General features: G+C 40.7%; 20 protein-coding genes and 1 other annotated feature. Of the genes, 4 read left to right on the forward strand and 16 right to left on the reverse strand.

The window, feature by feature from the left end:
- Window positions 1-5 precede the first annotated feature (5 nt).
- The 10 genes from AWH02_RS02545 to AWH02_RS02590 all read right to left on the reverse strand — a co-directional run bounded on the left by AWH02_RS02545 (window position 6) and on the right by AWH02_RS02590 (window position 8,831).
- Window positions 6-569, reverse strand: a complete 564-nt coding sequence (locus AWH02_RS02545; protein WP_060554064.1) for an aminodeoxychorismate/anthranilate synthase component II — start codon at window positions 567-569, stop codon at window positions 6-8.
- Window positions 566-1,924 (reverse strand): anthranilate synthase component I, encoded by a 1,359-nt coding sequence (gene trpE, locus AWH02_RS02550; RefSeq protein WP_060554065.1) that lies wholly within the window; start codon window positions 1,922-1,924, stop codon window positions 566-568. Before trpE ends, AWH02_RS02545 begins: the two co-directional genes overlap by 4 nt.
- A gap of 402 nt (window positions 1,925-2,326) precedes the next feature.
- Window positions 2,327-3,508, reverse strand: coding sequence for a tryptophan synthase subunit beta (gene trpB / locus AWH02_RS02555; protein ID WP_002907062.1), 1,182 nt, complete (start codon window positions 3,506-3,508; stop codon window positions 2,327-2,329).
- 62 nt (window positions 3,509-3,570) lie between these two features.
- Window positions 3,571-3,800 (reverse strand) — a binding site (T-box leader).
- A gap of 75 nt (window positions 3,801-3,875) precedes the next feature.
- Window positions 3,876-4,415 carry a VanZ family protein gene (locus AWH02_RS02560; RefSeq protein ID WP_060554066.1) on the reverse strand — a complete coding sequence of 180 codons (540 nt, stop codon included), beginning with the start codon at window positions 4,413-4,415 and terminating at the stop codon, window positions 3,876-3,878.
- The gene (gene rlmN / locus AWH02_RS02565; protein ID WP_045501838.1) at window positions 4,402-5,490 is read right to left on the reverse strand and encodes a dual-specificity RNA methyltransferase RlmN; all 1,089 of its coding nucleotides are present in this window, start codon (window positions 5,488-5,490) and stop codon (window positions 4,402-4,404) included. Before rlmN ends, AWH02_RS02560 begins: the two co-directional genes overlap by 14 nt.
- 9 nt (window positions 5,491-5,499) lie before the next feature.
- On the reverse strand, window positions 5,500-6,036 hold the full coding sequence (locus AWH02_RS02570) for a YutD family protein (RefSeq protein WP_048774567.1): 537 nt from the start codon (window positions 6,034-6,036) through the stop codon (window positions 5,500-5,502).
- Between the two features lie 171 nt (window positions 6,037-6,207).
- Entirely contained in the window at window positions 6,208-7,251 is a 1,044-nt protein-coding gene (locus AWH02_RS02575) for a SepM family pheromone-processing serine protease (RefSeq protein ID WP_046165911.1), read from the reverse strand.
- On the reverse strand, window positions 7,238-7,732 hold the full coding sequence (gene coaD, locus AWH02_RS02580) for a pantetheine-phosphate adenylyltransferase (RefSeq protein ID WP_060554067.1): 495 nt from the start codon (window positions 7,730-7,732) through the stop codon (window positions 7,238-7,240). Before coaD ends, AWH02_RS02575 begins: the two co-directional genes overlap by 14 nt.
- Entirely contained in the window at window positions 7,722-8,270 is a 549-nt protein-coding gene (gene rsmD, locus AWH02_RS02585; RefSeq protein ID WP_197711260.1) for a 16S rRNA (guanine(966)-N(2))-methyltransferase RsmD, read from the reverse strand. The genes coaD and rsmD overlap by 11 nt, the downstream gene beginning before the upstream one ends.
- A 72-nt stretch (window positions 8,271-8,342) precedes the next feature.
- On the reverse strand, window positions 8,343-8,831 hold the full coding sequence (locus tag AWH02_RS02590; RefSeq protein WP_060554069.1) for a YcxB family protein: 489 nt from the start codon (window positions 8,829-8,831) through the stop codon (window positions 8,343-8,345).
- Window positions 8,832-9,013: 182 nt separating this feature from the next.
- Here AWH02_RS02590 and AWH02_RS02595 point away from each other — a divergent pair, with 182 nt between their 5' ends.
- From AWH02_RS02595 to AWH02_RS02610, 4 genes are read left to right on the forward strand one after another with little or no spacing between them, the layout of a single operon-like run.
- Entirely contained in the window at window positions 9,014-9,691 is a 678-nt protein-coding gene (locus AWH02_RS02595; protein WP_060554070.1) for an XRE family transcriptional regulator, read from the forward strand.
- A 4-nt stretch (window positions 9,692-9,695) separates the two neighbouring features.
- Window positions 9,696-11,111 carry a Y-family DNA polymerase gene (locus AWH02_RS02600; protein ID WP_060554071.1) on the forward strand — a complete coding sequence of 472 codons (1,416 nt, stop codon included), beginning with the start codon at window positions 9,696-9,698 and terminating at the stop codon, window positions 11,109-11,111.
- Entirely contained in the window at window positions 11,108-11,482 is a 375-nt protein-coding gene (locus AWH02_RS02605; RefSeq protein WP_060554072.1) for a YolD-like family protein, read from the forward strand. The genes AWH02_RS02600 and AWH02_RS02605 overlap by 4 nt, the downstream gene beginning before the upstream one ends.
- The gene (locus tag AWH02_RS02610; protein WP_060554073.1) at window positions 11,460-11,753 is read left to right on the forward strand and encodes a DUF5960 family protein; all 294 of its coding nucleotides are present in this window, start codon (window positions 11,460-11,462) and stop codon (window positions 11,751-11,753) included. The genes AWH02_RS02605 and AWH02_RS02610 overlap by 23 nt, the downstream gene beginning before the upstream one ends.
- Before the next feature lie 71 nt (window positions 11,754-11,824).
- On the opposite strand, the gene AWH02_RS02615 is transcribed toward AWH02_RS02610, so the two are convergent.
- From AWH02_RS02615 to AWH02_RS02640, 6 genes are all read right to left on the reverse strand, one after another.
- Window positions 11,825-13,408: a hypothetical protein gene (locus AWH02_RS02615; protein WP_060554074.1), complete on the reverse strand. Its 1,584-nt coding sequence runs from the start codon at window positions 13,406-13,408 to the stop codon at window positions 11,825-11,827.
- Between the two features lie 70 nt (window positions 13,409-13,478).
- A complete protein-coding gene (gene dcm, locus AWH02_RS02620; RefSeq protein WP_060554075.1) occupies window positions 13,479-14,699 on the reverse strand; it encodes a DNA cytosine methyltransferase in 1,221 nt (406 codons plus the stop codon).
- A 49-nt stretch (window positions 14,700-14,748) separates the two neighbouring features.
- A complete protein-coding gene (locus AWH02_RS02625; protein ID WP_060554076.1) occupies window positions 14,749-15,594 on the reverse strand; it encodes a hypothetical protein in 846 nt (281 codons plus the stop codon).
- Window positions 15,587-16,762, reverse strand: coding sequence for an AAA family ATPase (locus tag AWH02_RS02630; RefSeq protein WP_060554077.1), 1,176 nt, complete (start codon window positions 16,760-16,762; stop codon window positions 15,587-15,589). The genes AWH02_RS02625 and AWH02_RS02630 overlap by 8 nt, the downstream gene beginning before the upstream one ends.
- Entirely contained in the window at window positions 16,759-18,993 is a 2,235-nt protein-coding gene (locus AWH02_RS02635; protein ID WP_060554078.1) for a DUF262 domain-containing protein, read from the reverse strand. The genes AWH02_RS02630 and AWH02_RS02635 overlap by 4 nt, the downstream gene beginning before the upstream one ends.
- 15 nt (window positions 18,994-19,008) lie before the next feature.
- Complete coding sequence (locus AWH02_RS02640) at window positions 19,009-21,660, reverse strand: valine--tRNA ligase (RefSeq protein WP_060554079.1); 2,652 nt, start codon at window positions 21,658-21,660, stop codon at window positions 19,009-19,011.
- Window positions 21,661-21,668: the final 8 nt, after the last annotated feature.

Consider the following 21,668-nt stretch of genomic DNA (forward strand, 5'->3'; position numbering starts at 1 on the left):
CTCCTCTATTTTACTAAGTCAATGAAATTCTTGATAGACGACAAGCCGTCTGGCGTGCCAATACTTTCAGGATGATACTGAAAACCATAAATAGGCAGGCTCTTGTGCTGGATAGCCATGATCGAATTATCATCAGTTGCCCGAGCCGTCACTTCAAAGTCCTCCGGCATCTCTTCGATCAAAATCGAATGATAGCGCATGACCGGCTGCCCATCCTCTATCCCTTGATAGATAGGAGATTTCCCCTCAAAGCGCAGAACACTTTGCTTGCCGTGCATGACCTTGGGAGCCAAACCTAGCTTTCCGCCAAATACTTCTGCAATGGCTTGGTGTCCCAAGCAAATCCCCAATATCGGCTTTTTACCAGTAAAATCACGGATAACTTCCTCCATCCGTCCTGCATCTGCTGGCCAGCCTGGCCCCGGAGAAAGAACCAAAGCATCAGCTTCCTCTGCCGCTTGATAAAGGCCTGCATCATCATTTCGCAAGACCTTGACTTCTGCGAAATTGCCGATATACTGGGCTAGATTGTAAGTAAAAGAATCATAATTGTCAATCAATAAAATCATTGCATCTCTCCTATCTTGGTCATTGATTTGGCCTTATTGATGGTTTCTTGGTATTCATTAGCAGGGATCGAGTCATAAACAATACCCGCTCCAGCTTGAACGTAAGCTCTGCCATTTTTCAAAATCATGGTTCGGATAGCAATGGCAAAATCCATATCCCCCGTCGCAGACAGATAGCCGATAGCCCCCGCATAAACGCCTCGTTTTTCCTGCTCCAACTCGTAAATACGCTTCATAGCTCGAATCTTAGGTGCGCCTGAGACGGTACCGGCCGGCAGGGTGGACTTGAGCGCATCCATAGCTGTCAGTTGAGGCAAAAGTTGACCACGAACCACACTGGTCAGATGCATAACATAGCGGAAATACTCTACTTCCATGTACTTAGTGACTTCCACGCTGTTATTCTGGGCAATTTTACCGATATCATTACGTCCCAAATCAACTAACATACGGTGCTCCGCCACTTCCTTCTCGTCAGCCAGCAACTCCTCTGCCAAGGCTTTATCTTCTCTTTCATCCTTCCCACGCGGTCTGGTTCCAGCGATAGGATTGGTTGTGACCTGACCCTGCTTGACAGAGACCAGACTTTCTGGGCTGGCCCCGATGATCTGATAATCTCCGAAGTCATAAAAGTAGAGATAGTTGGAAGGATTGGTCACACGCAAATTGCGATAGTAATCCAGTGGCCTACCAGAATACTCTGCTGAAAAGCGTTGACTGAGCACACATTGGAACATGTCTCCCTGCCGAATCAAGCTACGCGCTTCTTCCACCATTTTTTCAAAAGCCGACTGCTCGATATGGCTCTGGAAGTTCAAACTGGACAGTTCCAGTGGTGAAAATTCATCTGTCGCTGGCTGCGCCAGCTCAGCCATGATATGCTCCAGACTAGCAGCCAAATCAGCTTCGCTTCTATAACTGTAGAGCGCCTCCTCAAGGATATAGACCTTGTCTTTTTTATGGTCAAAAACCATGTAACTCTCATAAACGAAAAAGTGCATATCCGGCGTTCCAATCACATCAGCTGGAATCTGGCCAATCTCCTCATAGAGGGAAATCATATCGTAACCGACAAAACCGATGGCTCCACCGCCAAAAGGCAGGTCTGAATGATGATCTTTTTTTACTGTCAACTCATGTAGATAGTCCAATGGATCTTCCTCAATTACTTGTCCATTCTTTGTTAACTGGCCATTTTCATAGCGGACTTCAAAAACTGGATTATAAGCTAGGATAGAAAAGCGAGCTGTCTCGCTATCTCTCGGAATACTTTCCAAAATCACCTTGTGGTCGCCCTGAATCCGCATATAAGCTAGGATCGGAGATAAAATATCAGCTGGTAAAATCTTTTGCATAATGTTTCTTTCTATTTAATCAGAAGCCTTTAAGGATGAGCAATTTGCTAGTTATCACTGCATTCACAAGAACAGATAGCACCTGTCCACTGTCATAACTTGCTCCAGAACTACAGAAAAACGCCCGCACAGTTCATCCTGTGAGGGCGTATCATCGCGGTGCCACCTCAGTTATGGAGTTTTCAGGCTCCACATCTCATTTACTTATTTACACTCATTTAGATCCCTTTTAGTGCAAGTCAGTATACTGGTTTACAGCGAAGCATACTAACAAAATAATAAAAGTTCAACTAAAGGACAAAATGTTGACTCCAACAGCCCATTTCATAACTTCTCCTGCCTGTTTACAGCAACCACAGACTCTCTGAAAGGAGGGATGTTACTACTCTTCTGCTGGGTATTTTATTTTCGTTTTTCTAAATAGTCGGCAATGGCTGCCACATCCTTGTCTCCACGACCGGATACATTGATAATGATGATTTGGTCAGATGACAATTTTGGAGCTCGCTTGATGGCTTCAGCTATGGCATGAGAGCTTTCGATTGCCGGCAAAATCCCTTCCTTTTGTGTCAAGAGGAGCAAGGCATCCACAGCTTCATCATCTGTCGCTGCTACATATTCTACTCGACCAGAATCTTTAAAGAAAGCATGTTCAGGACCAACTCCAGGATAGTCCAAGCCTGCTGAAATCGAGTAAACCGGAGCCACCTGACCATCTTCAGCAAAGACAGCGTAAGTCTTCATACCATCCACTACTCCTACACTTCCCTTGGTCATGGTCGCTGCGTGCTGGTCTGTATCAAGACCACGCCCGGCGGCTTCAACCCCCACTAACTTAACTTCTTCATCCGCCACATACTGAGAGAAAGCACCGATAGCATTGGATCCACCACCTACACAGGCAATGACATAATCCGGCAAGCGGCCTTCCTTGTCCAAAATCTGACGACGAGATTCTTCACTAATCACCTTTTGGAATTCATGAACAATCGTCGGATAAGGGTGTGGACCGACAGCAGATCCCAAAACATAGAAGGCTTCCAAATCACTCATCCAAGCTCCAAAGGCTGCATCAACTGCATCCTTGAGGGTTTTGGTGCCTGTTTCCACAGCGTGTACAGTCGCTCCCATCATTTCCATACGGAAAACATTGAGGCGCTGGCGCTCTACATCCTCTGCACCCATGTAAACATCGCACTTCATACCAAACTTAGCTGCTGCTGCCGCAGTTGCTACACCATGTTGGCCGGCTCCAGTTTCAGCGATGACTCGGGTCTTGCCCATGCGCTTAGCTAGAAGAATCTGCCCCAAAACATTATTGAGCTTGTGTGAGCCCAGATGATTGAGGTCTTCCCGCTTCAGATAAATCTTCGCTCCACCCAGATGCTGAGTCAGACTTTCTGCAAAGTAGAGCGGAGTCTCCCGGCCTGAATAATCTGCCAAATAATGTCGGTATTCATTTAAAAATTCTGGATCATCCTTATACTTCTCAAAAGTCGCTTCCAATTCATCCAGTAAGGCCTGGATAGGCTCCGGTACAAAAGAGCCTCCGAATTGTCCAAAATATCCTTTAGTTTCTGTCATCTTGATTGCCTCATTTCTTTATTTTTCAAGCAAAATAAAAGCCCACACACAGAAAAAAACTGTGTGAGGGCGTAAAATCGCGGTGCCACCTCAATTATGGAGCAAAGTATAGACTGCCACCATATCTCTGTCTTGTCTAACAACAAGATGCACTGTAAGGTGTGCTCACCGAATTTTTATTGCTTCAAATTCATTTTTTACATCAGCCCACTTCATAATCTTCCACTACCTGTTTCCACCAACCACAGGCTCCCTGAAAGTAGAAAAAATTATTACTTTTCTGATGATTTATTTTATTATAGGTCTTTCCCTTTTTCTTGTCAAGAAAAAATTTTAATTTTTCTTCTAAATCCGAACTTTTCTCTCGCTAATCTCTTTTGAAAACGTCATCTTGACGATTTTTCCAGATTTTCTGACCAAGCTGAAATACCCGCCAAGCCAGATACCCACCCAAAGTATTGGTCCAGAGATCATCAATTTCAAAGACTCGATTGGCGTTGATGAGAAGGTCCAGCAGAATCTGGGTCACTTCGATAGACAGACTCATCCCAAAGCTCAGCCATACAACCTTTTTTGTCTTCCGCAATTTCGGAAAGAGGTAAAGCAATTGAAAAATTAAGGGCGACAGCAAGAAGATATTGGCTAGATTTTGGATAAAGACTTTGACCAACTGGATCCAAGAAGTAATCTCGCCAATATTGACAAAGGAATTAAAAGGGATTAACAAAACTACTACTCGGCCAAAATACTGGATTCCAGGAGTTTCCATTCCTGGCTCTGGAACCTGAGGAATAAAGCACAGAACGCAAAGTATCAAAAAATAGAGCCAACTTCCTCCTACCAGCAATTTTCGCCCCTTAGCAGTCAGCTCACCAGCTGAAGTCAGATAGTTCTTAAGGCTGAACATTTTCTACCAATGCTTTCTCGCGATCACGCTTCATGGTATTAGAACGCAGCTGGCCGCAGGCTGCATCAATATCTGTACCATGTTCCTGACGAACCACGCAGTTGACTCCGTTTTTCTTGAGGGTATCATAGAAAGCCATCACGCGCTCTTTGGGACTGCGGCTGTATTGGTCGTGCTCGCTAACGGGGTTGTAAGGAATGAGATTGACATAAGATAGCTTCTTAATGTTCTTGAGCAGCTCAGCCAGTTCCTTGGCCTGCTCTACACCGTCATTGACTTCATTGAGCATGATATATTCAAAGGTCACCCGGCGGTTGGTCGTCTCGATATAGTATTCGATAGCTGCAAAAAGCTTTTCGATAGGGAAGGACCGGTTAATCCGCATGATGCTGGTCCGCAGATCATTATTCGGGGCATGTAGGGATACAGCTAGATTGACCTGCACACCTTCATTGGCAAAGTCACGAATCTTATGCGCCAGACCTGATGTCGAAACCGTGATATGGCGGGCTCCGATAGCCAAACCTTTGTCATCATTGACCGTCCGGACAAACTTGAGCACGTTGTCATAGTTATCAAATGGCTCGCCGATTCCCATAACCACGATATGGCTGACCCGCTCATCCTGGCCACGCTCGTCAAAATACTTCTGAACCAGCATAATCTGAGCTACAATCTCACCGTTATTGAGGTCGCGTTGCTTTTTAATCAAGCCGGAGGCACAGAAGGTGCAGCCGATATTGCAGCCAACTTGGGTAGTCACACAGACTGAAAGTCCATAGTGCTGGCGCATGAGCACCGTCTCAATCAGCATACCGTCCGGCAGCTCAAAGAGGTACTTGACCGTACCGTCAGCAGACTCTTGAACAATGCGCTGTTTAAGCGGATTGACGACAAACTGATCATTTAGCTTGGCAATCAAGTCCTTGGACAAATTAGTCATCTCTTCAAAAGACTGGACCCGCTTGCGGTAGAGCCACTCCCAAATCTGGGCGGCACGGAATTTCTTTTCTCCCTGAGACTCAGCCCATTCAATCATTTCCTGACGTGTTAAACTATAAATAGATGGTTTCATGTTTCTCCTTTATTTTTGACGGATGACAAAGTGACGATTGGCTTCTTTTGCGACTTTTTCTTTTGGTTTGTTTTGGCGATTATCGCGATTTTGGTCAGTCCGACGTCTTGAGCGTCTAGAACGTGAGCGTTTTGAAGCTGAGCCAGAATTCTGTTCTTGCTCCCGTTTACTGCGAGATTTTTTATCAAAGGAAGCTCGCTTAGGCTGAAGATTTTCTAATACAAAGTAGGCACAGCCATAATTACAGTACTCCAGCAAATAATCTTCCAAACGACTGATTTTAAAGTCGCTTTCCTTAGCTTTTTCATCCTGATAAAAGCCTCGCAACCGTAACTGATCATTGCCCCAATCACCGACAATATAATCAAACTTGGTTAAAATCTCTGAAAAGCGTTGGTTAAAAGCTGTCACATCAAAGGCTTCTCGGTAGTTCTCTACCAAATTAAACTCAATATCTTCCGTTAAGACCTGTGAACCAATTTGTTTGAACTCAGGACCAGGAAATTTATTGTAATTATAAAGCTCTGGAGCAATTTCTTTGCGCATATATTTTCTCACTTCTATCTAGATAACTCCTCTATTATACTACAAAAACAGGCAGATTTTAAGCTTTTACCCTTAAAAAGTCATTTCTGAGAAAAGTCAGATAATTTCTCTAATTTGACAAACAAGACTTCCATCAAAAAGCAAAACTGAGACAAGACTGCCTCAGCTTTATTATTTATTGTTCTTAAGATAATCAATAGCATCCTGTAAGGTTTTAACAGGAACAATTTTCATATCTGTTTTAATCTTTTTAGCAGCCTCAACTGCGGTTTCATAGTTTGTCTTTGCTTTTGGATCGATTTTTTTCATTTCTTTTGTTACAGGATTATTGGGAGCAAAGAAGATGCTGGCACCACTTTTAGCAGCTGAGACGACTTTCTTATCAATCCCTCCAATATCACCAACTTCTCCATCACGATTGATACTTCCTGTACCTGCAATCACACGTCCATCTCGTAAGGTTGGATCTGCAAGTTGTGTATAGATTGACAAGCTAAACATGAGACCCGCACTAGGTCCTCCAATGCCTTCTGTAGTAAATTCAATTGGAATGTTACTAGTAACTTCTGTTCTATCGATTAAGCTAATACCGATTCCGTTTTTACCATTTTCTAGCTTAATAATCTTTCCAGTCGCTGATTTTTCTTGGCCATCTTCCTGGTAAGTGACCTTAACCTTATCTCCTAATTTCTGCGAATTAACATATTTTACCAATTCTTCTGAACTGTCAAAAGTCTTGTCATTAACTCCCGTTACCGTGTCCGCAATATTCAAAATTCCCTTAAAAGTCGAATCTTTTGCAACTTGCAAAACATAGACGCCCAGATATTTCATGCTAATATCTTTTCCAGCTGTTTTCAAGCCTTGATACTTGGCCATGTTTTGGGATGTTTCCATATAAAACTGATTGATTCGGATAAATTCTTGGTCCGATGATCCACCAGTCATTTCTTCAGCAGAGTAGATATCCGTGAAATCAGTCAGCCACGCATAGACAAGATGAGCAAAGGTTGCTCGTTGAACTCCAACTGTCACAAACTCGTAGGCCCCAGCTTCCTTATCTTCCTTATTGTCAACCAGCAAGACCTTTCGAATATCTTCTGCACCGCCAGGAACTTCAATATAATATGGTAAAGGAACCGTCAAAGATACGACAAGCAAAATCAAGCTTGAAAAAATAATAATGGGCCATTTATAAACACTAATTTTTTTCATAAGTTCTTCTTTCTAATTCTTTGATTACACTTTGGGGCACATAGTCCGCGATATCCTGCTGAAAAGCAATCAGCTCACGAATACGTGATGAACTGATAGGCTGATAGGCTGGTTTGCTGAGCAAGAAAATCGTTTCCAGCTCTCCTGCCAACTCGCGATTAAAGAAGTTCATATCAGCTTCATAGTCCAAGTCTTGGCTGTTACGAAGTCCACGCACAAAAACTTGAGCTCCTAGTCTCCGAGCTACTGTCACTGCCAGCTCATTCTGCGAAGTGATGACCTCAACATTATCCAAATGCTGCAGTGCTTCTTTGACCATCCGTTCTCGAGCTTCAATCCTGAAAAATCCAGACTTTTCCCGATTATAGAAAACTCCTACATAGAGTTTATCAAAGAGCCTACTGGCCCGCTCGATCAGATCTACATGCCCCTTAGTTATAGGATCAAAAGACCCTGTGAATAATCCTATCTTATCTGACATATACCGTCACCTTTGAAATTCCATATATCTTCTGTTTCCAAATGCCCAGCCCTGCAATTTCTTCTGGTAATTCCACATCCTTGTCTGTCTCACAGACCACTAGGACATCCTGACTCAAGAGCTGACGCTCCTCTAGCTTCTCAAGGTCTGCCACAATCTGCTCCTTGGCATAAGGCGGATCCAAGAGAACTAAGTCAAAAGCACCTGTCAACATTTCCAAAGCTCGGCCAGACTCCATCTTGAGCAAGTCAAAACGTGTGGCCTCCTTAGTCATCTGGATGTTCTCTGAAATAATAGCCTGAGCTCTGCGATCCTTCTCGACTAAGACAGCTTCCTCCATACCTCGCGAAATAGCTTCAATAGCCAAACTCCCGCTCCCGGCATAAAGATCCAGCACTCGGCCACCGTCAAAATAGGGACCAATCATATTAAAAATTGCCCCCTTAACCTTATCGGTCGTAGGCCTAGTCGTCTTGCCATCCAAAGTCTTGAGGGGCCTGCCCCCGTATTTACCTGCAACAACTCTCATAAAGAGTATTATAACATAACTAGCCTCTAGCAGGCCAATCTTTTGAAAATTAAGCAGATAAAAAACAGAAGTACATGAACATCAAAGACTTCTGTTTTCTTTTAATTTCAGTAAAAAATCAATTAACTCAGGCTGGCAATCTGCCTTATCCAAGATCAGTCCCATTGACCGACCAACCATGATGTAAAAACTCTCTGGCTTATCCAAAATCGCCACAATATCCTGATAGTTATATCGGGAGGTATGATTGCGATTAAGGACTTGAAAGTCTGTCTCATAGAAGCTAAACTCCTGCTCCAAATCATGCCAGAGAGGATTATCCTTATAGAGCTTGAGGAATTGTTGGTTAAAAGAACGATAAAGTAAAAAAGGCATGATCGGCATGAAAATGAAAATACCAATAGCTGGCAAAGGCTCCCTAAAGAATAGACAGACCAATCCTACTGCTAACAAAGCCACTTCACCAATGATCAGAGGAAAGAGCCCTGTCTTTCGATACCAAAAGTTGGCCCAAGCGAAACGGCGATAAGCTTCTTCTGTCATGGTCGTTTTTGCTGTCATAGGAAACATGTCTCTACCTCCAAATCAATCTTTTTTCTAGTTTACCACAAACTTTACGGAGATAGCAATCTTAATACTGACAAATCCTATCTTAGATTTACGCCTAATTTTCCATGATAAAGAACTTGCATTTAAAATGTTCTTCTGTTATACTATATGTAACTTTTTAAACGTTACATAGGAGGTGTGATATGTTTTCGCATGAAAAATTAAAAAAACGCCGGTTGGAGCTTAATCTGACTCAGTCTTCCATTTACCAAGAGCTTGGGATTTCCAGAAAGACTTACTCTGCTTGGGAAAATGGTTTAGCAGAACCCCACGCCAAAAATCTCAGGAGGTTGGCCACCTGTCTCAAGGTCCAAGAGAACTACTTTGTGGATAAGACCAGCGCGATCTACACCTACCCTTTACTAACCGCACCACATAAAAAAGAAGTAGACCAACTAGCTAGTCGGCTCTTAGAGAGACAGCGTAAGATTAGCTCCCTTACAGCCTATAAGGTTCTATCAGTTGAGCTGGCTGCAGGTCTCGGTCACAGCTACTATGACAATGAAACAGACTACGAAACTGTCTACTTTGATCAAGATATCCAGCACGACTTTGCATCCTGGGTATCTGGGGATTCTATGGAGCCTAAGTATCCCAACGGCTCTGTTGCCCTTATGAAACAGACAGGTTTCGACTACGATGGGGCGGTCTATGCTCTCATGTGGAATGGCAAGACCTATATCAAAAAAGTCTATCGTGAGGCTGAAGGTCTACGCCTAGAATCTATCAATCCTGACTACGAGGATCTCTTTGCTCCCTATGAAGACCAGCCTACTATTGTTGGTATCGTAGTTGGACATTTTCTGCCGATTGAGGTATAAAACTATGGTCCTATTTGATTATTCACGCGAGCCTCGTTCAGACATCGCTTTTGTGGATATGAAAAGTTTTTATGCCTCTTGCGAATGCATCGCTCTCGGTCTCGACCCTTTAAAAACCTCGCTCTGTGTCATGAGCCGAGTTGAAAATTCCTCTGGACTGATACTAGCTGCCACCCCTCTCTTTAAAAAGAATTTCGGCAGCCAGAATGTCAGCCGAAGCTATAATCTTCCTTTTGATGTCCACACCCGTAAGTTCAACTATGCTGCTGCCCGCAAGCAGGGACTACCTATTACAGCAGATTATGTGCGCTTTATCGAAGACGCTGCCCAAAAGACCCTACTGGTCCCACCTCGGATGAACTACTACATCCAGAAAAATATGGAAATTCAAAAAATTTTCCAGGATTTCGCAGCTCCCGATGATATTTTCCCCTACTCAATCGATGAGGGCTTCTTAGATTTGACAAGCTCTATCAACTACTTCATTCCAGATCAGACGCTGGACCGCAGGACCAAACTGGACCTGCTGGCTGCCCGCATTCAACAGGCTATCTGGAAGAAAACGGGGATTTATGCCTCTATCGGCCTGAGCAACGCCAATCCTCTTCTCGCTAAGCTAGCCTTGGACATTGAAGCCAAACACACAAAAAAGATGCGTGTCAACTGGTCCTATGAGGATGTTCCCAGTAAGGTCTGGACTATTCCAAACATGACTGATTTTTGGGGCATTGGCCACCGAACGGCCACTCGTCTTAAGAAGCTAGGTATCCATTCCATTTATGATTTGGCCCACTTTAACCCTGACATTCTCAAAAAAGAAATGGGGGTCATGGGCCTGCAGCTTTGGTTTCACGCTCACGGCATTGATGAAAGCAATGTGCACAAGCCTTATCAGGTCAAGTCACACGGCCTAGGGAATTCGCAAATTCTTCCACGAGATTATAGACGACAGGCAGATATTGAGCTCGTTTTCCGAGAAATGGCTGAGCAGGTCGCCATTCGTCTCAGACGGTCTGGTAAGAAATGCCAGCGTGTCTCCATCTATGCCCGCTATTCCAAACAGGAGCTCTTGCCTTCCATTCATACACAGAAAAAAATTGAGCCTACCAATAACAGCGATCGACTGGCTCAAATCGTAGTTCAGCTTTTTCGTTCTAAATATCAGGGCGGGGCTATCCGACAGATTGGCGTTTTTTACAGTGACTTTGTCAATCAAAGCTATGGTCTGATTTCTCTCTTTGACGATCCCCTGCAAATTCAAAAAGAAGAGGAGCTCCAGCTGACAATCGACCAAATCAGAGATCGCTTCGGCTTTGCCTCTCTGCTTAAGGGATCGGCCTTGCTGGATTCATCCCGTGCTATCGCTCGAAGTAAGCTAACCGGAGGCCATTCTGCTGGCGGGTTGGAGGGCTTATCATGATCGACCGCTCCTATCTCCCCTACCAGTCAGCTCGTGACTTTCAGGATCGAGGTATGGCTAAGTGGGTTGGCTTTTTCCTCTCTGAACACAGCACTGCTCTGGCCAAAAAAGAACTAGATATGAGCCAGTTAACTCAGCTTGATAGACAGGAGATAAACCAGCTACTAAGGCAAGCCTACAGCCAGCAAGTTCCCATCCTAATCACCTTTCTTAATCAGAAAAGGCTGACCGACATTACCGCTACCGTCTTTCATCTGGACAGTAAACAGGTCCTCCTGCAGGAAGGAGACCATTACAAAGGCCTTGCTATTCACCAGATTCTTTCGATACAATCCCTAGGAGGCACAGATGACTACTCAGAATATACATGAGGAACTTCAATTTGACTATTTTTCCCAGAATTACTATCAATTTCAAGAGGATTTTTATCAATTCTCCAATCTTCCCCAGCCTCTGATGGCCATGGAAGATGATATCCTCCGTCACATGGCTAGCCGTCAGGTCACTTATTTCAAACTCTCCAAGACCAAAAGTTTAGATCAGAAAGATCATTACTTCCACTTTACCGTCAGCCGTCCAGATCAAGCAAAACGACTCTGTGTTTACCACTATCAAGGCCACACAGAAGATATAAAGCACTAATCTCCCAGACTGAGTCTGGGAGATTAGTATATGAGGCTGGGAAAGGAACCAGTATTAGAATCACTAAAAAACTAAAGATTCCTTTTACTTACCCATCCAATGGCATTGCTAGGTGGGTTTTCGGTATCAATCCAGATAAATTCGATCCCGATTTCGCCATTTTTAAACTTGGTTAAACGAATACCGTTGATTTCTAGTTCATTGAGTCGTTGACCTGTCAAGACTTCTCGCTCCTTCAACTGGAAAACACCACGTAAGATCCAATTCCCGAGGATTTCTTGCTTATCAGTTGACTGGATCGCCTTACCAGCTTCTTGATTTATATAGGCGTTAATAACATCACCAGAAGATAAAAAGCGTAGTTTAAAAGTTCTTTCTTCTTTTGGTAGAGCTAATTTTTTAGTGCCAGGTTCAAAAGTCCCAAATCCAGGACCAAAGAAATCTGGTCTTTCATCATGGAAGTTCTTAGAGTCAGGAAGAGGAATGTAAACTTCACTAACTGGACGATAAACTAACTGTTCAATTTCTTTAATAAGTTTTTCGTTGCCAGTCTCGTGGACAAAGTTAATCAAATCCTCACGAATGGATTTCATCTGGACTTTTTCTTCCTTGCTGGTCCATTTCTTCAAGAGGATTTCCTCTAAAGAGAAGGTCACAAAAGCCAGTTCTTCTGGAGTTAAACTGTCTTTGAATTTATCCTGAATCTTTAAAATCCGTGGCAGGCGGTCTTTTTTAGCTAGTTTTGAACCACCGTTAAAGGCATTGAAACCAGAATTTTCTTCCACATTTCCATCTTTATCTGTGATAACCCAAGACACTGTTTCTAGAATATTTGACTGATCCTTTTCAGCTGTCAGTAAATGAAGGTTTTCAAATAGAGAAAAAGGATCCTCAATGTAATGGACATCCCAAGTGTCTACAACAATGTTTTTATTATTAAAAGTCATGTGGAGCTGGCTGTCAGCTGCTGTGTACTTGTAGTGGTGTTGCCCATCCGTAAAACGGAAATTGGTTGGAGTGTTTTTCGTGGTTGAGCCTTTAATGACCAAATTATCAATATCAACTGGTAAATAAGTCGTCTCACCAACAAAAATTTTAGGATTATCTCCCTTTGACGTTGGCATCAGGACGTGGTAAACTGATTCGACATCGACTGAATCTGAGTTAAATCCCTTGATCTGTGCCTTGGAGGATTCGATTCTCTGATTTCTCAGAGTAGCAATCTTTCGTGCTAACTCTTCATAGCGTTGGTAGTTTTCCTTGTCCGCTGTTTCTTTATCAGCTGAAATATCTGCATGAAACTTGATATCACCCAACAAGTCCGTCCAAGATTGAGAGTCTTTCTTAAACTGAGCGATTTTTTGGTCCCCTGACTTAATTCCAAAAGATTTGATACCCACTAGGTACTTATGGTTTTCATCTACAACGACAGAGACATCAAAGGAAGTATTGGCGATATCTTCCCCTACGGCATTAAAGGCCTTCTGAAAAACTGTCTCCTGAAATTTGGAGTTAACAATCGGAGCCACATAATTCTCTGTTTGTCCCTCGTCTTCGGATTCTGCCTTTTGAGAGAAAGCTTCACTCAAGCTAGCGAAGTTGGTAATTAAGGTTTTGTATTTGTCTTTTTGTTCAGACTTTAGATATTCCCACATAAGCTCCCTCTTTTCTATTTTCAGTATATCAAAAGAAGATTAGTTTTTCACTAATCCTCTTATATATTCGTTAATTAATACTGTAAAATTCGAGTTTGCCTTGTTTTTTTACAAGTCTCAAATACTCTTCGTCTGATAAAACAGCTAAACCATCATCATAAGCCTTGATTTTTTCAAGAGCCTGATCATAGCTATCCACAAAATCCTTGACATAGGACTGCCCTTCAAACTGGCCGTTCATCTTGGTGTAGATAATGGCGAATTTCCCTGAGCGGTCAAGTTGAGATTGACCTTGGCTTTCATTTAAGGCCTTGGCAACTTTCTCTGCGATGCGTTTAATCACGGGCACGACCACACTGTTTCCAGCTTGCTTGTATAGCTGACCGTTAGAAACTCCTTCGGGGATTTTAAAGGACTTAGGATAACCTTGAACATTAAAAGTTTCTTTCGGTGTCAGCTTACGAATCTCACCACTATCTGTCAGGATCAATGGAACGTTGTGCCCACCTGTTCCCATATTGGCTGTCAGGGTAGGGACAACACCGTTTTTATTTTCACGGACATATTGACGGCGCCACTGGTAGACCGTATCTTGACTGGTGACTTCGAACTTCAACTGGTCGTAGAAATTTTGCTTGCCTTCACGGTAGTAGTAGACCTCATCAAGCTGATCACCGAAGTTAATCACATCTTGAAGACTCGTAGTCAGCTTGATTTCCTCTGGGAATTCAAACAAGTCATAAGCTTCCTTGGTATCAAAACCGACAATATAGATACGCTCACGGTTTTGTGGGATATTTCCATAGTCTTTCCCGTTGAGGACCTTCCACTTGATGAAGTAGTTGTTCTCGGTCAAGGCTTCACGAATAACCTTGAAGGTATTGCCATGGTCATGACCAACCATATTCTTGACGTTTTCAATAAAAATAGCACGAGGTTTGCATCCATCGATCATGCGAAGCAATTCGAAGAAAAGATCGCCACGATCATCATCAAAGCCCTTGCGATAACCCGCAATACTAAAGGCCTGACAAGGGAAACCTCCCATAATCACATCCACGCGCTCAGCTGGAATGTCCTCTGGCTGAACAGCGTGAATATCACGACCATCCAAATAGGTATCTGGATGGTTTAACTGATAAGTCTGACGCGCATACTTATCAAATTCATTGGCATACACCACTCTGAACTCGTTGGTCTGTTCAAATCCCAACTCAATTCCCCCGACACCTGAGAAGAAAGCTGCAATGTTGTACTTCTCAGGTCGGTCCGAACTTACAGAATTTGTCATGTAGTAACCTGCTTTCAATTTTTTTAAATATTGTTTTACTCTCTAATAATTATTCGATATCACTCGGAATAAAAAAATTATGCTCTTTTAGTACTTTTTTTATCTCGCTAGAAACACTATATTTTTTACCATATCCATCATGCTTCCATAGATTTTTTTGGCTCTTTTTTATATCAAAAAAGTTATCTATTAAGTAGAACGCAAAATCTTTTTTAGGATGTATATGAGAAAAATTCAATTTCTCCCTTCCTCCAGATTGGATTTGGACATCCGGACCATCAACGTGAAAATCACTATTATTAAGAATGGAAGTTTTAAATAGTTTCACTTTGTTAGTAAACATTTCATCACATCGACCACCATATCCATCTACTAGATAATTTTGTCTTTTTTTATCGATTAAGGAATATTCATGAGATAATACCTTTTCTAGATTATTGGTGTCTATAATTTCCAATGGAAAAGTAGTGAAATCTACTGACTTAGTTTGTAAATAATTACTGAACTTGTTTTTGGATAAGTTAATAACTTCATCACCATTTTGAGGTTCTTCTTTATAACTTAGAATCCAATCCTCATCAAATCTCTTCTGCCTTGCTTCCATGAGATTCTTGATAATAAATACTATTTTTTGTGTCTTCAAAATTTCTTTACAATCAGGATTCTCAAACATTTTTTTATACAGAATGTCTAACAATGAAGATTTAAATACAAAAATTAATTTATCTTTTTTACCTTTACTTATCAGTAAATCGTATATTAAATCTATTTCAGTTTCTGTTAAATCTTCATTTTGAAACTCTTTAAAAAACATAACCATCCATAGTGGAATATTAGGATGTAAGTCATAAAATTCTTGACAAGAAGTTGTTTTCTTTTCAGTGTTATTAGCCATCTTTTCTTCTCTTCTCGTATACAACTTTATAGAATTTGTTACTATCCTTTAAGTACTGATCAAAAAGCCCTTGTGGGTAATCTATTACACTACCGTTTTCATCCAACTCCACTGTTCTAATTTTAGTTGTTAACACTTCACCTAGGTGCTCATCACTAACTTTTTCAAGATTAGCAAATAAAATTGTACAATCTAAATTCGTCATTTTAAAATATTTAGCTACATTAAAAATGTGATCACTATGAGTTTCAATAAATAATTGGCGTTTTGATTCAGATACCCATTGGTAAAAATACATTAGATTGGATTGTAAACTAGGATGTAAGTGGATTTCTGGGTTTTCAATAATAACTACTGTTTCCTCAGGAAGTATGAGTAGAGCCAATATTTGAAATAGTATAAAGGTAACACCTGTACCAACATGTTGTGGTTCATACTCACTTCCTCCCTTATGATATTTCAACTGCAATAATTGCGAACTAATATCGTTTACAGAGACTGTATAACCGGTGAACTCTTCAAGCCAAAAATTAACTATATTAATCAATTCTGCCTTACTACTAGTTTCAACTATATATTCAATTCCATCACGTTCCAAAATTGTTTGTTGCATGGGATTTGTTTCATATACAGGTAGTTTTGGAAATATTTCACGAATTTTATTATCATTAAAAAATAAATTTCTATTTTTAATAACAAACTCTTTACTAATACTCTTTTCATAAAGCAATGAGATTAATCCTTCCCCTCTAGGATTAAATAAATCCAAATCTCTACTCTTTTTATAACTATCCAAAACTCCAATTCTCTCAGCCGATAGATAAGCCATATCTATAATTTTTGGATACGTAGAGGGACGCTTTCCATCCTCTATTGTAATCATTTGGTTTAAAGTTGTAGAACCATCAAAGGAATACTTTAATGTAATTGTTTTTGATTCCTCTTTTGATAATTGATTATTTTTTAAATTATCTACACTTCCTAATTTTTTTAAATATCCATTTAAAATATCATGTGAGTCGGATTGGCCCAAAATAAGCAATGATTCAATTAATGAAGATTTCCCTGCAGAATTTACGCCAGTAATAACATTTAAATTAGAAAATTCAACTTTTTCATTTAATGCGTACGATTTATAATTTTCAATTTCAACACTTTTTAATTTCATAATATATCCTTCAATTTTAAAGATTGCTTAATATCCTTTATAAATTTTTCAATGTAAGAAAATCTCCAGGTTATTTTTTCTTTAGAGTCTCGTCTATATAAAATATTATCTTCAAAATTCTCATCGCCAATAAATTTAATATAAAAGTCAAAGAATAAATCTAAATTAGTTTCAATAACTGATTTTTCAAAGCTGGATATTAAAAACAACCAACTCTCAAAAATAATCATATTCACAGTGTTTGAATCTTTCCGACTGAATTCTTTGTATGATTTCAACTCAAACATTCGTTTTGAAATTTGAATACATGATTCATATAATGAATACAACTTTTTCACCTCAGAATCACTAATAATATTAATAAATTTCATTACCCTATCTAATAGATTATCAATTCCATCATAATCGCTATCAAAGTTATAAATACTCATAAATGAATCATTATTATGAATTAGATAATAAGCAAGGAATCTCAATACTAAGTATTGATCTTTCTTTCGTTTTGTTGGGACTATTCGTAACTCTTTATTATCAGAAATTTTATTTAATAAATATGTTACTTTACCAACATTTGAAGCGTTTCTAATTTCTTGAATAGTTAATCTTTCTCCACCTCTATTAACTCTCATAAAGATTTCATTTTGAAATCTCGGTATAACTGAAGAGTCAACTAAATAACATGTTAAAGGATAATCTTCAAATTTTCTTTTTACTCTTGATTCAAGCTCTTTAAAATGAACATCATGTTTTGAATCTTTATCTAAGCATAAAAATCTATAACTGGATGGTAAAGAAAGCTTCCCTTCTAGAAATTCTAAAATTGAATTAATTCTCTGTTTTCCATCTACTACCAGTAAATTTCCATTTTTATCTATTGAGAAATAAAAAGTAGGAATAGGAATACCAAGTAAAATACTATCGACCAATTGTTGTTTCTTAGGTTGGTTCCAAACATATTCACGCTGAAAACTAGGTTCCAAAATCAATGCATCGCCTAAATCAGTATAATCTATTCCCACATTGCTACTGTATTCATTTTGGAATTCTATAAATCGATCATAGAATTTTTTGATATCTGAAATGCTAAGCTCTCGTTGAGTAACCGATAGTTGTCTTTTTAATTCATTGGCAGGCAATGTCATAAGTTTTTCCATGTCTGATTTAAACTTATTATCATCCTTATCCATTTCAAGAACAGCTTCTAATGCTTCACTCTGATCAATAAAATTTTCATCGCTTGATAAATTTATTTTATCTAATAAATCATCATTTCCTTCAAAATCTAGATTTAGACTATTCTTTAAGCTATTTTCTTCATATTCGCCATCTGTTAATAATTTAGGAACATTGTCCAAACTTTTAAAATTCTCATCACCAATCAATAGCTTTATACTATTTTTATAATCTGGGAATAAATCACAAATAGCACTAAAAATAGAAAGCGCACCTTTTGTTGAGACACGATTAATAGCTTGATTGGGAGTTCCCTTGAGACTAGGACCAATATTAAATTCATTTGAAGTATCTGGATAGTAATATAAATCTGAAGGTGTTATTTCTGTAGGTAATTTAATTAAAACTTTAGCAGTAATTTCATAGTTATTAGTTGAATTCTCTACATAAATATTTTCTACCTGACCAATAGCTGTCAATCCATTTTCCCATTCCTTCCATTTCTCACTATCTCCACCTAGAGAAAGAAATAAAAGGTCACCGACTTTAAGTTTTTGACTATTTGATGTTTTAGGATTGTATCGGTTCAGATTATCGATTCTAACATTATAATCAATTATCTCTGTAGTAGCGTCTAAATTGTAAAGAGAGGTTGAAGTTTCTTCTTTTTTGGTTTTGATGCTATAAAGATATACTTCTTTATCTCCTTTACAAAGGAAATATGAATTCTTATCTAATTTTTTGTATATCTCGGACACTTTATTTTGCAGTTCGCTTAATGAGAAATCTTTATACTCATTATAAACTTCCCAAAGACTTTTATTCTCATTTTTTAAATCTCTTTGGTGATATCCTTTTCTACCGTTATCGAAATAAGGATCAAATGAATCTGTCCATTGTCGAATAGTATTAGCTTTTATTCCAGATAAAATTTCTAGTTCACGGTATTTGCTAATAATTTTACTTCTTCGTTTATCATTACTAGGTAATTTTGCAAAATATAAACAAATTATTTGAATTTTCTGCTTTAAATCAAGATTTTCAGTTGTACTAGTCATATAGTTGCACTTTCTTTATATCACAAGTTTCTTCATCTCATCAATCCGTGCGACGGTCGCGTCGTACTTGGCTTGGTAGTCGGCTTGTTTGTCGCGTTCTTTTTGGACGACTTCTGGTTTGGCATTGGCTACGAAGCGTTCGTTAGAGAGCTTCTTACCGACCATATCCAGTTCTTTTTGCCATTTAGCTAGTTCCTTGTCGAGACGAGCGAGTTCTTCTTCGACGTTGAGGAGGTCTGCCAGTGGCAAGTAGATTTCTGCTCCTGTGATGACGCTTGACATAGCAAGTTCAGGTGCAGGGATGTTTGATGCGATTTCCAAGTGTTCTGGATTTGTGAAGCGTTTGATGTAGTTAACATTGCTGTTAAAGAAAGCTTCCAAGTCGCTATCGCTTGTCTTAACAAGGATGGTGATAGGCTTGCTTGGTGCTACGTTTACTTCCGCACGCGCATTCCGAACAGCACGGATCAAGTCTTTGAGGCTTTCGACACCAGTGTGAGCCGCAAGGTCTTCAAAGGCTGGGTTAACAGTAGGGTATTCTGCTGTAACGATAGAGCCTTCTGAGATTTGTCCAAAGATTTCCTCTGTCACGAATGGCATGATTGGGTGAAGGAGACGAAGGATCTTGTCCAAAGTGTAAAGGAGAACAGAACGTGTGATGACTTTCTCTTCTTCATTATCGCTATAAAGGACTTCCTTGGTCAACTCAACATACCAGTCCGCAAACTCATCCCAGATGAAGTTGTAGAGGATGTGTCCAGCCACACCAAACTCAAACTTGTCAAAGTTTTCAGTAACTTTGCCGATAGTTTCATTGAGGTTGTGGAGAATCCAGCGGTCTGTGACATTTCCAGCTTCCTTGTTAACAACTTTTTCCACATTGGCAGTTGCTTGCTCAAGAGTCAAGCCTTCATTGTTCATGAGGATGTAGCGAGAGATGTTCCAAATCTTGTTAATGAAATTCCAAGAAGCATCCATTTTTTCGTAAGAGAAGCGCACGTCTTGCCCTGGTGCTGAACCGTTTGAAAGGAACCAACGAAGGGCATCAGCACCGTATTTCTCGATGACATCCATTGGGTCAATCCCGTTACCAAGAGATTTAGACATCTTGCGTCCTTGCTCGTCACGAATGAGACCATGGATCAGAACGTTTTGGAATGGCTGACGCCCTGTGAATTCCAATGATTGGAAGATCATACGAGACACCCAGAAGAAGATGATGTCGTAACCTGTTACCAAGGTTGAAGTTGGGAAGTAACGCTTGAAGTCTTCTGAGTCCACATCAGGCCAGCCCATGGTTGAGAATGGCCAAAGGGCCGAACTGAACCACGTATCCAAGACGTCTTCGTCTTGAGTCCATCCGTCACCTTCTGGAGCTTCTTCGCCAACGTACATTTCACCTTCAGCATTGTACCAAGCAGGGATTTGGTGACCCCACCAGAGCTGACGAGAGATTACCCAGTCGTGGACATTTTCCATCCATTGAAGGAAGGTATCGTTGAAACGAGGTGGGTAGAATTCTACCTTATCATCAGTATCTTGGTTAGCAATGGCATTTTTAGCCAATTGGTCCATCTTAACGAACCATTGCGTAGACAAGCGAGGTTCAACCACCACACCTGTACGCTCTGAGTGACCAACACTGTGGACGCGTTTTTCGATTTTAACAAGGGCACCGTTTTCTTCCAACTTAGCAACGACTGCCTTACGGGCTTCAAAGCGGTCCATACCTGCAAATTCAAAGGCCAAGTCATTCATCGTTCCGTCATCGTTCATGACGTTAACTTGTGGCAAGTTATGGCGTTGACCAACCAAGAAGTCGTTTGGATCGTGGGCAGGAGTGATTTTCACGACACCCGTACCAAACTCAGGATCTGCATGCTCGTCCCCAACGATTGGAATCAGTTTATTAGCAATTGGAAGGATAACATTTTTACCAATCAAGTCCTTGTAGCGTGGGTCTTCTGGATTGACCGCAACAGCAACGTCCCCAAACATGGTCTCAGGACGAGTAGTCGCCACTTCAAGGGCGCGTGAGCCGTCTTCTAGCATGTAGTTCATGTGATAGAAGGCACCTTCCACGTCCTTGTGAATGACCTCGATATCAGAAAGAGCTGTGCGAGCTGCTGGGTCCCAGTTGATGATAAACTCACCACGGTAAATCCAGCCTTTCTTGTATAGGTCCACAAAGACCTTGCGAACGGCTTTTGACAACCCTTCGTCAAGAGTGAAACGCTCACGAGAGTAGTCTACAGAGAGCCCCATCTTGCCCCACTGCTCCTTTATGGTCGTCGCATATTCGTCTTTCCATTCCCAAACCTTGTCCAGGAATTTTTCACGACCCAGGTCATAACGGCTAATGCCTTCACCACGCAAGCGCTCCTCAACCTTAGCTTGAGTTGCAATACCTGCATGGTCCATACCAGGAAGCCAAAGCGTATCAAAGCCTTGCATACGTTTTTGACGGATGATGATATCTTGTAAAGTCGTATCCCAAGCGTGACCAAGGTGGAGTTTCCCAGTTACGTTTGGTGGTGGAATCACGATTGAATAAGGCTTAGCCTTTTGATCGCCTGAAGGCTTGAAAACATCAGCGTCAAGCCATTTTTGGTAACGACCAGCCTCAACCTCGGCTGGATTGTATTTAGGTGAAAGTTCTTTAGACATGTGTGTGT

This window comes from Streptococcus gordonii (assembly GCF_001553855.1).
Classification (GTDB): domain Bacteria; phylum Bacillota; class Bacilli; order Lactobacillales; family Streptococcaceae; genus Streptococcus; species Streptococcus gordonii.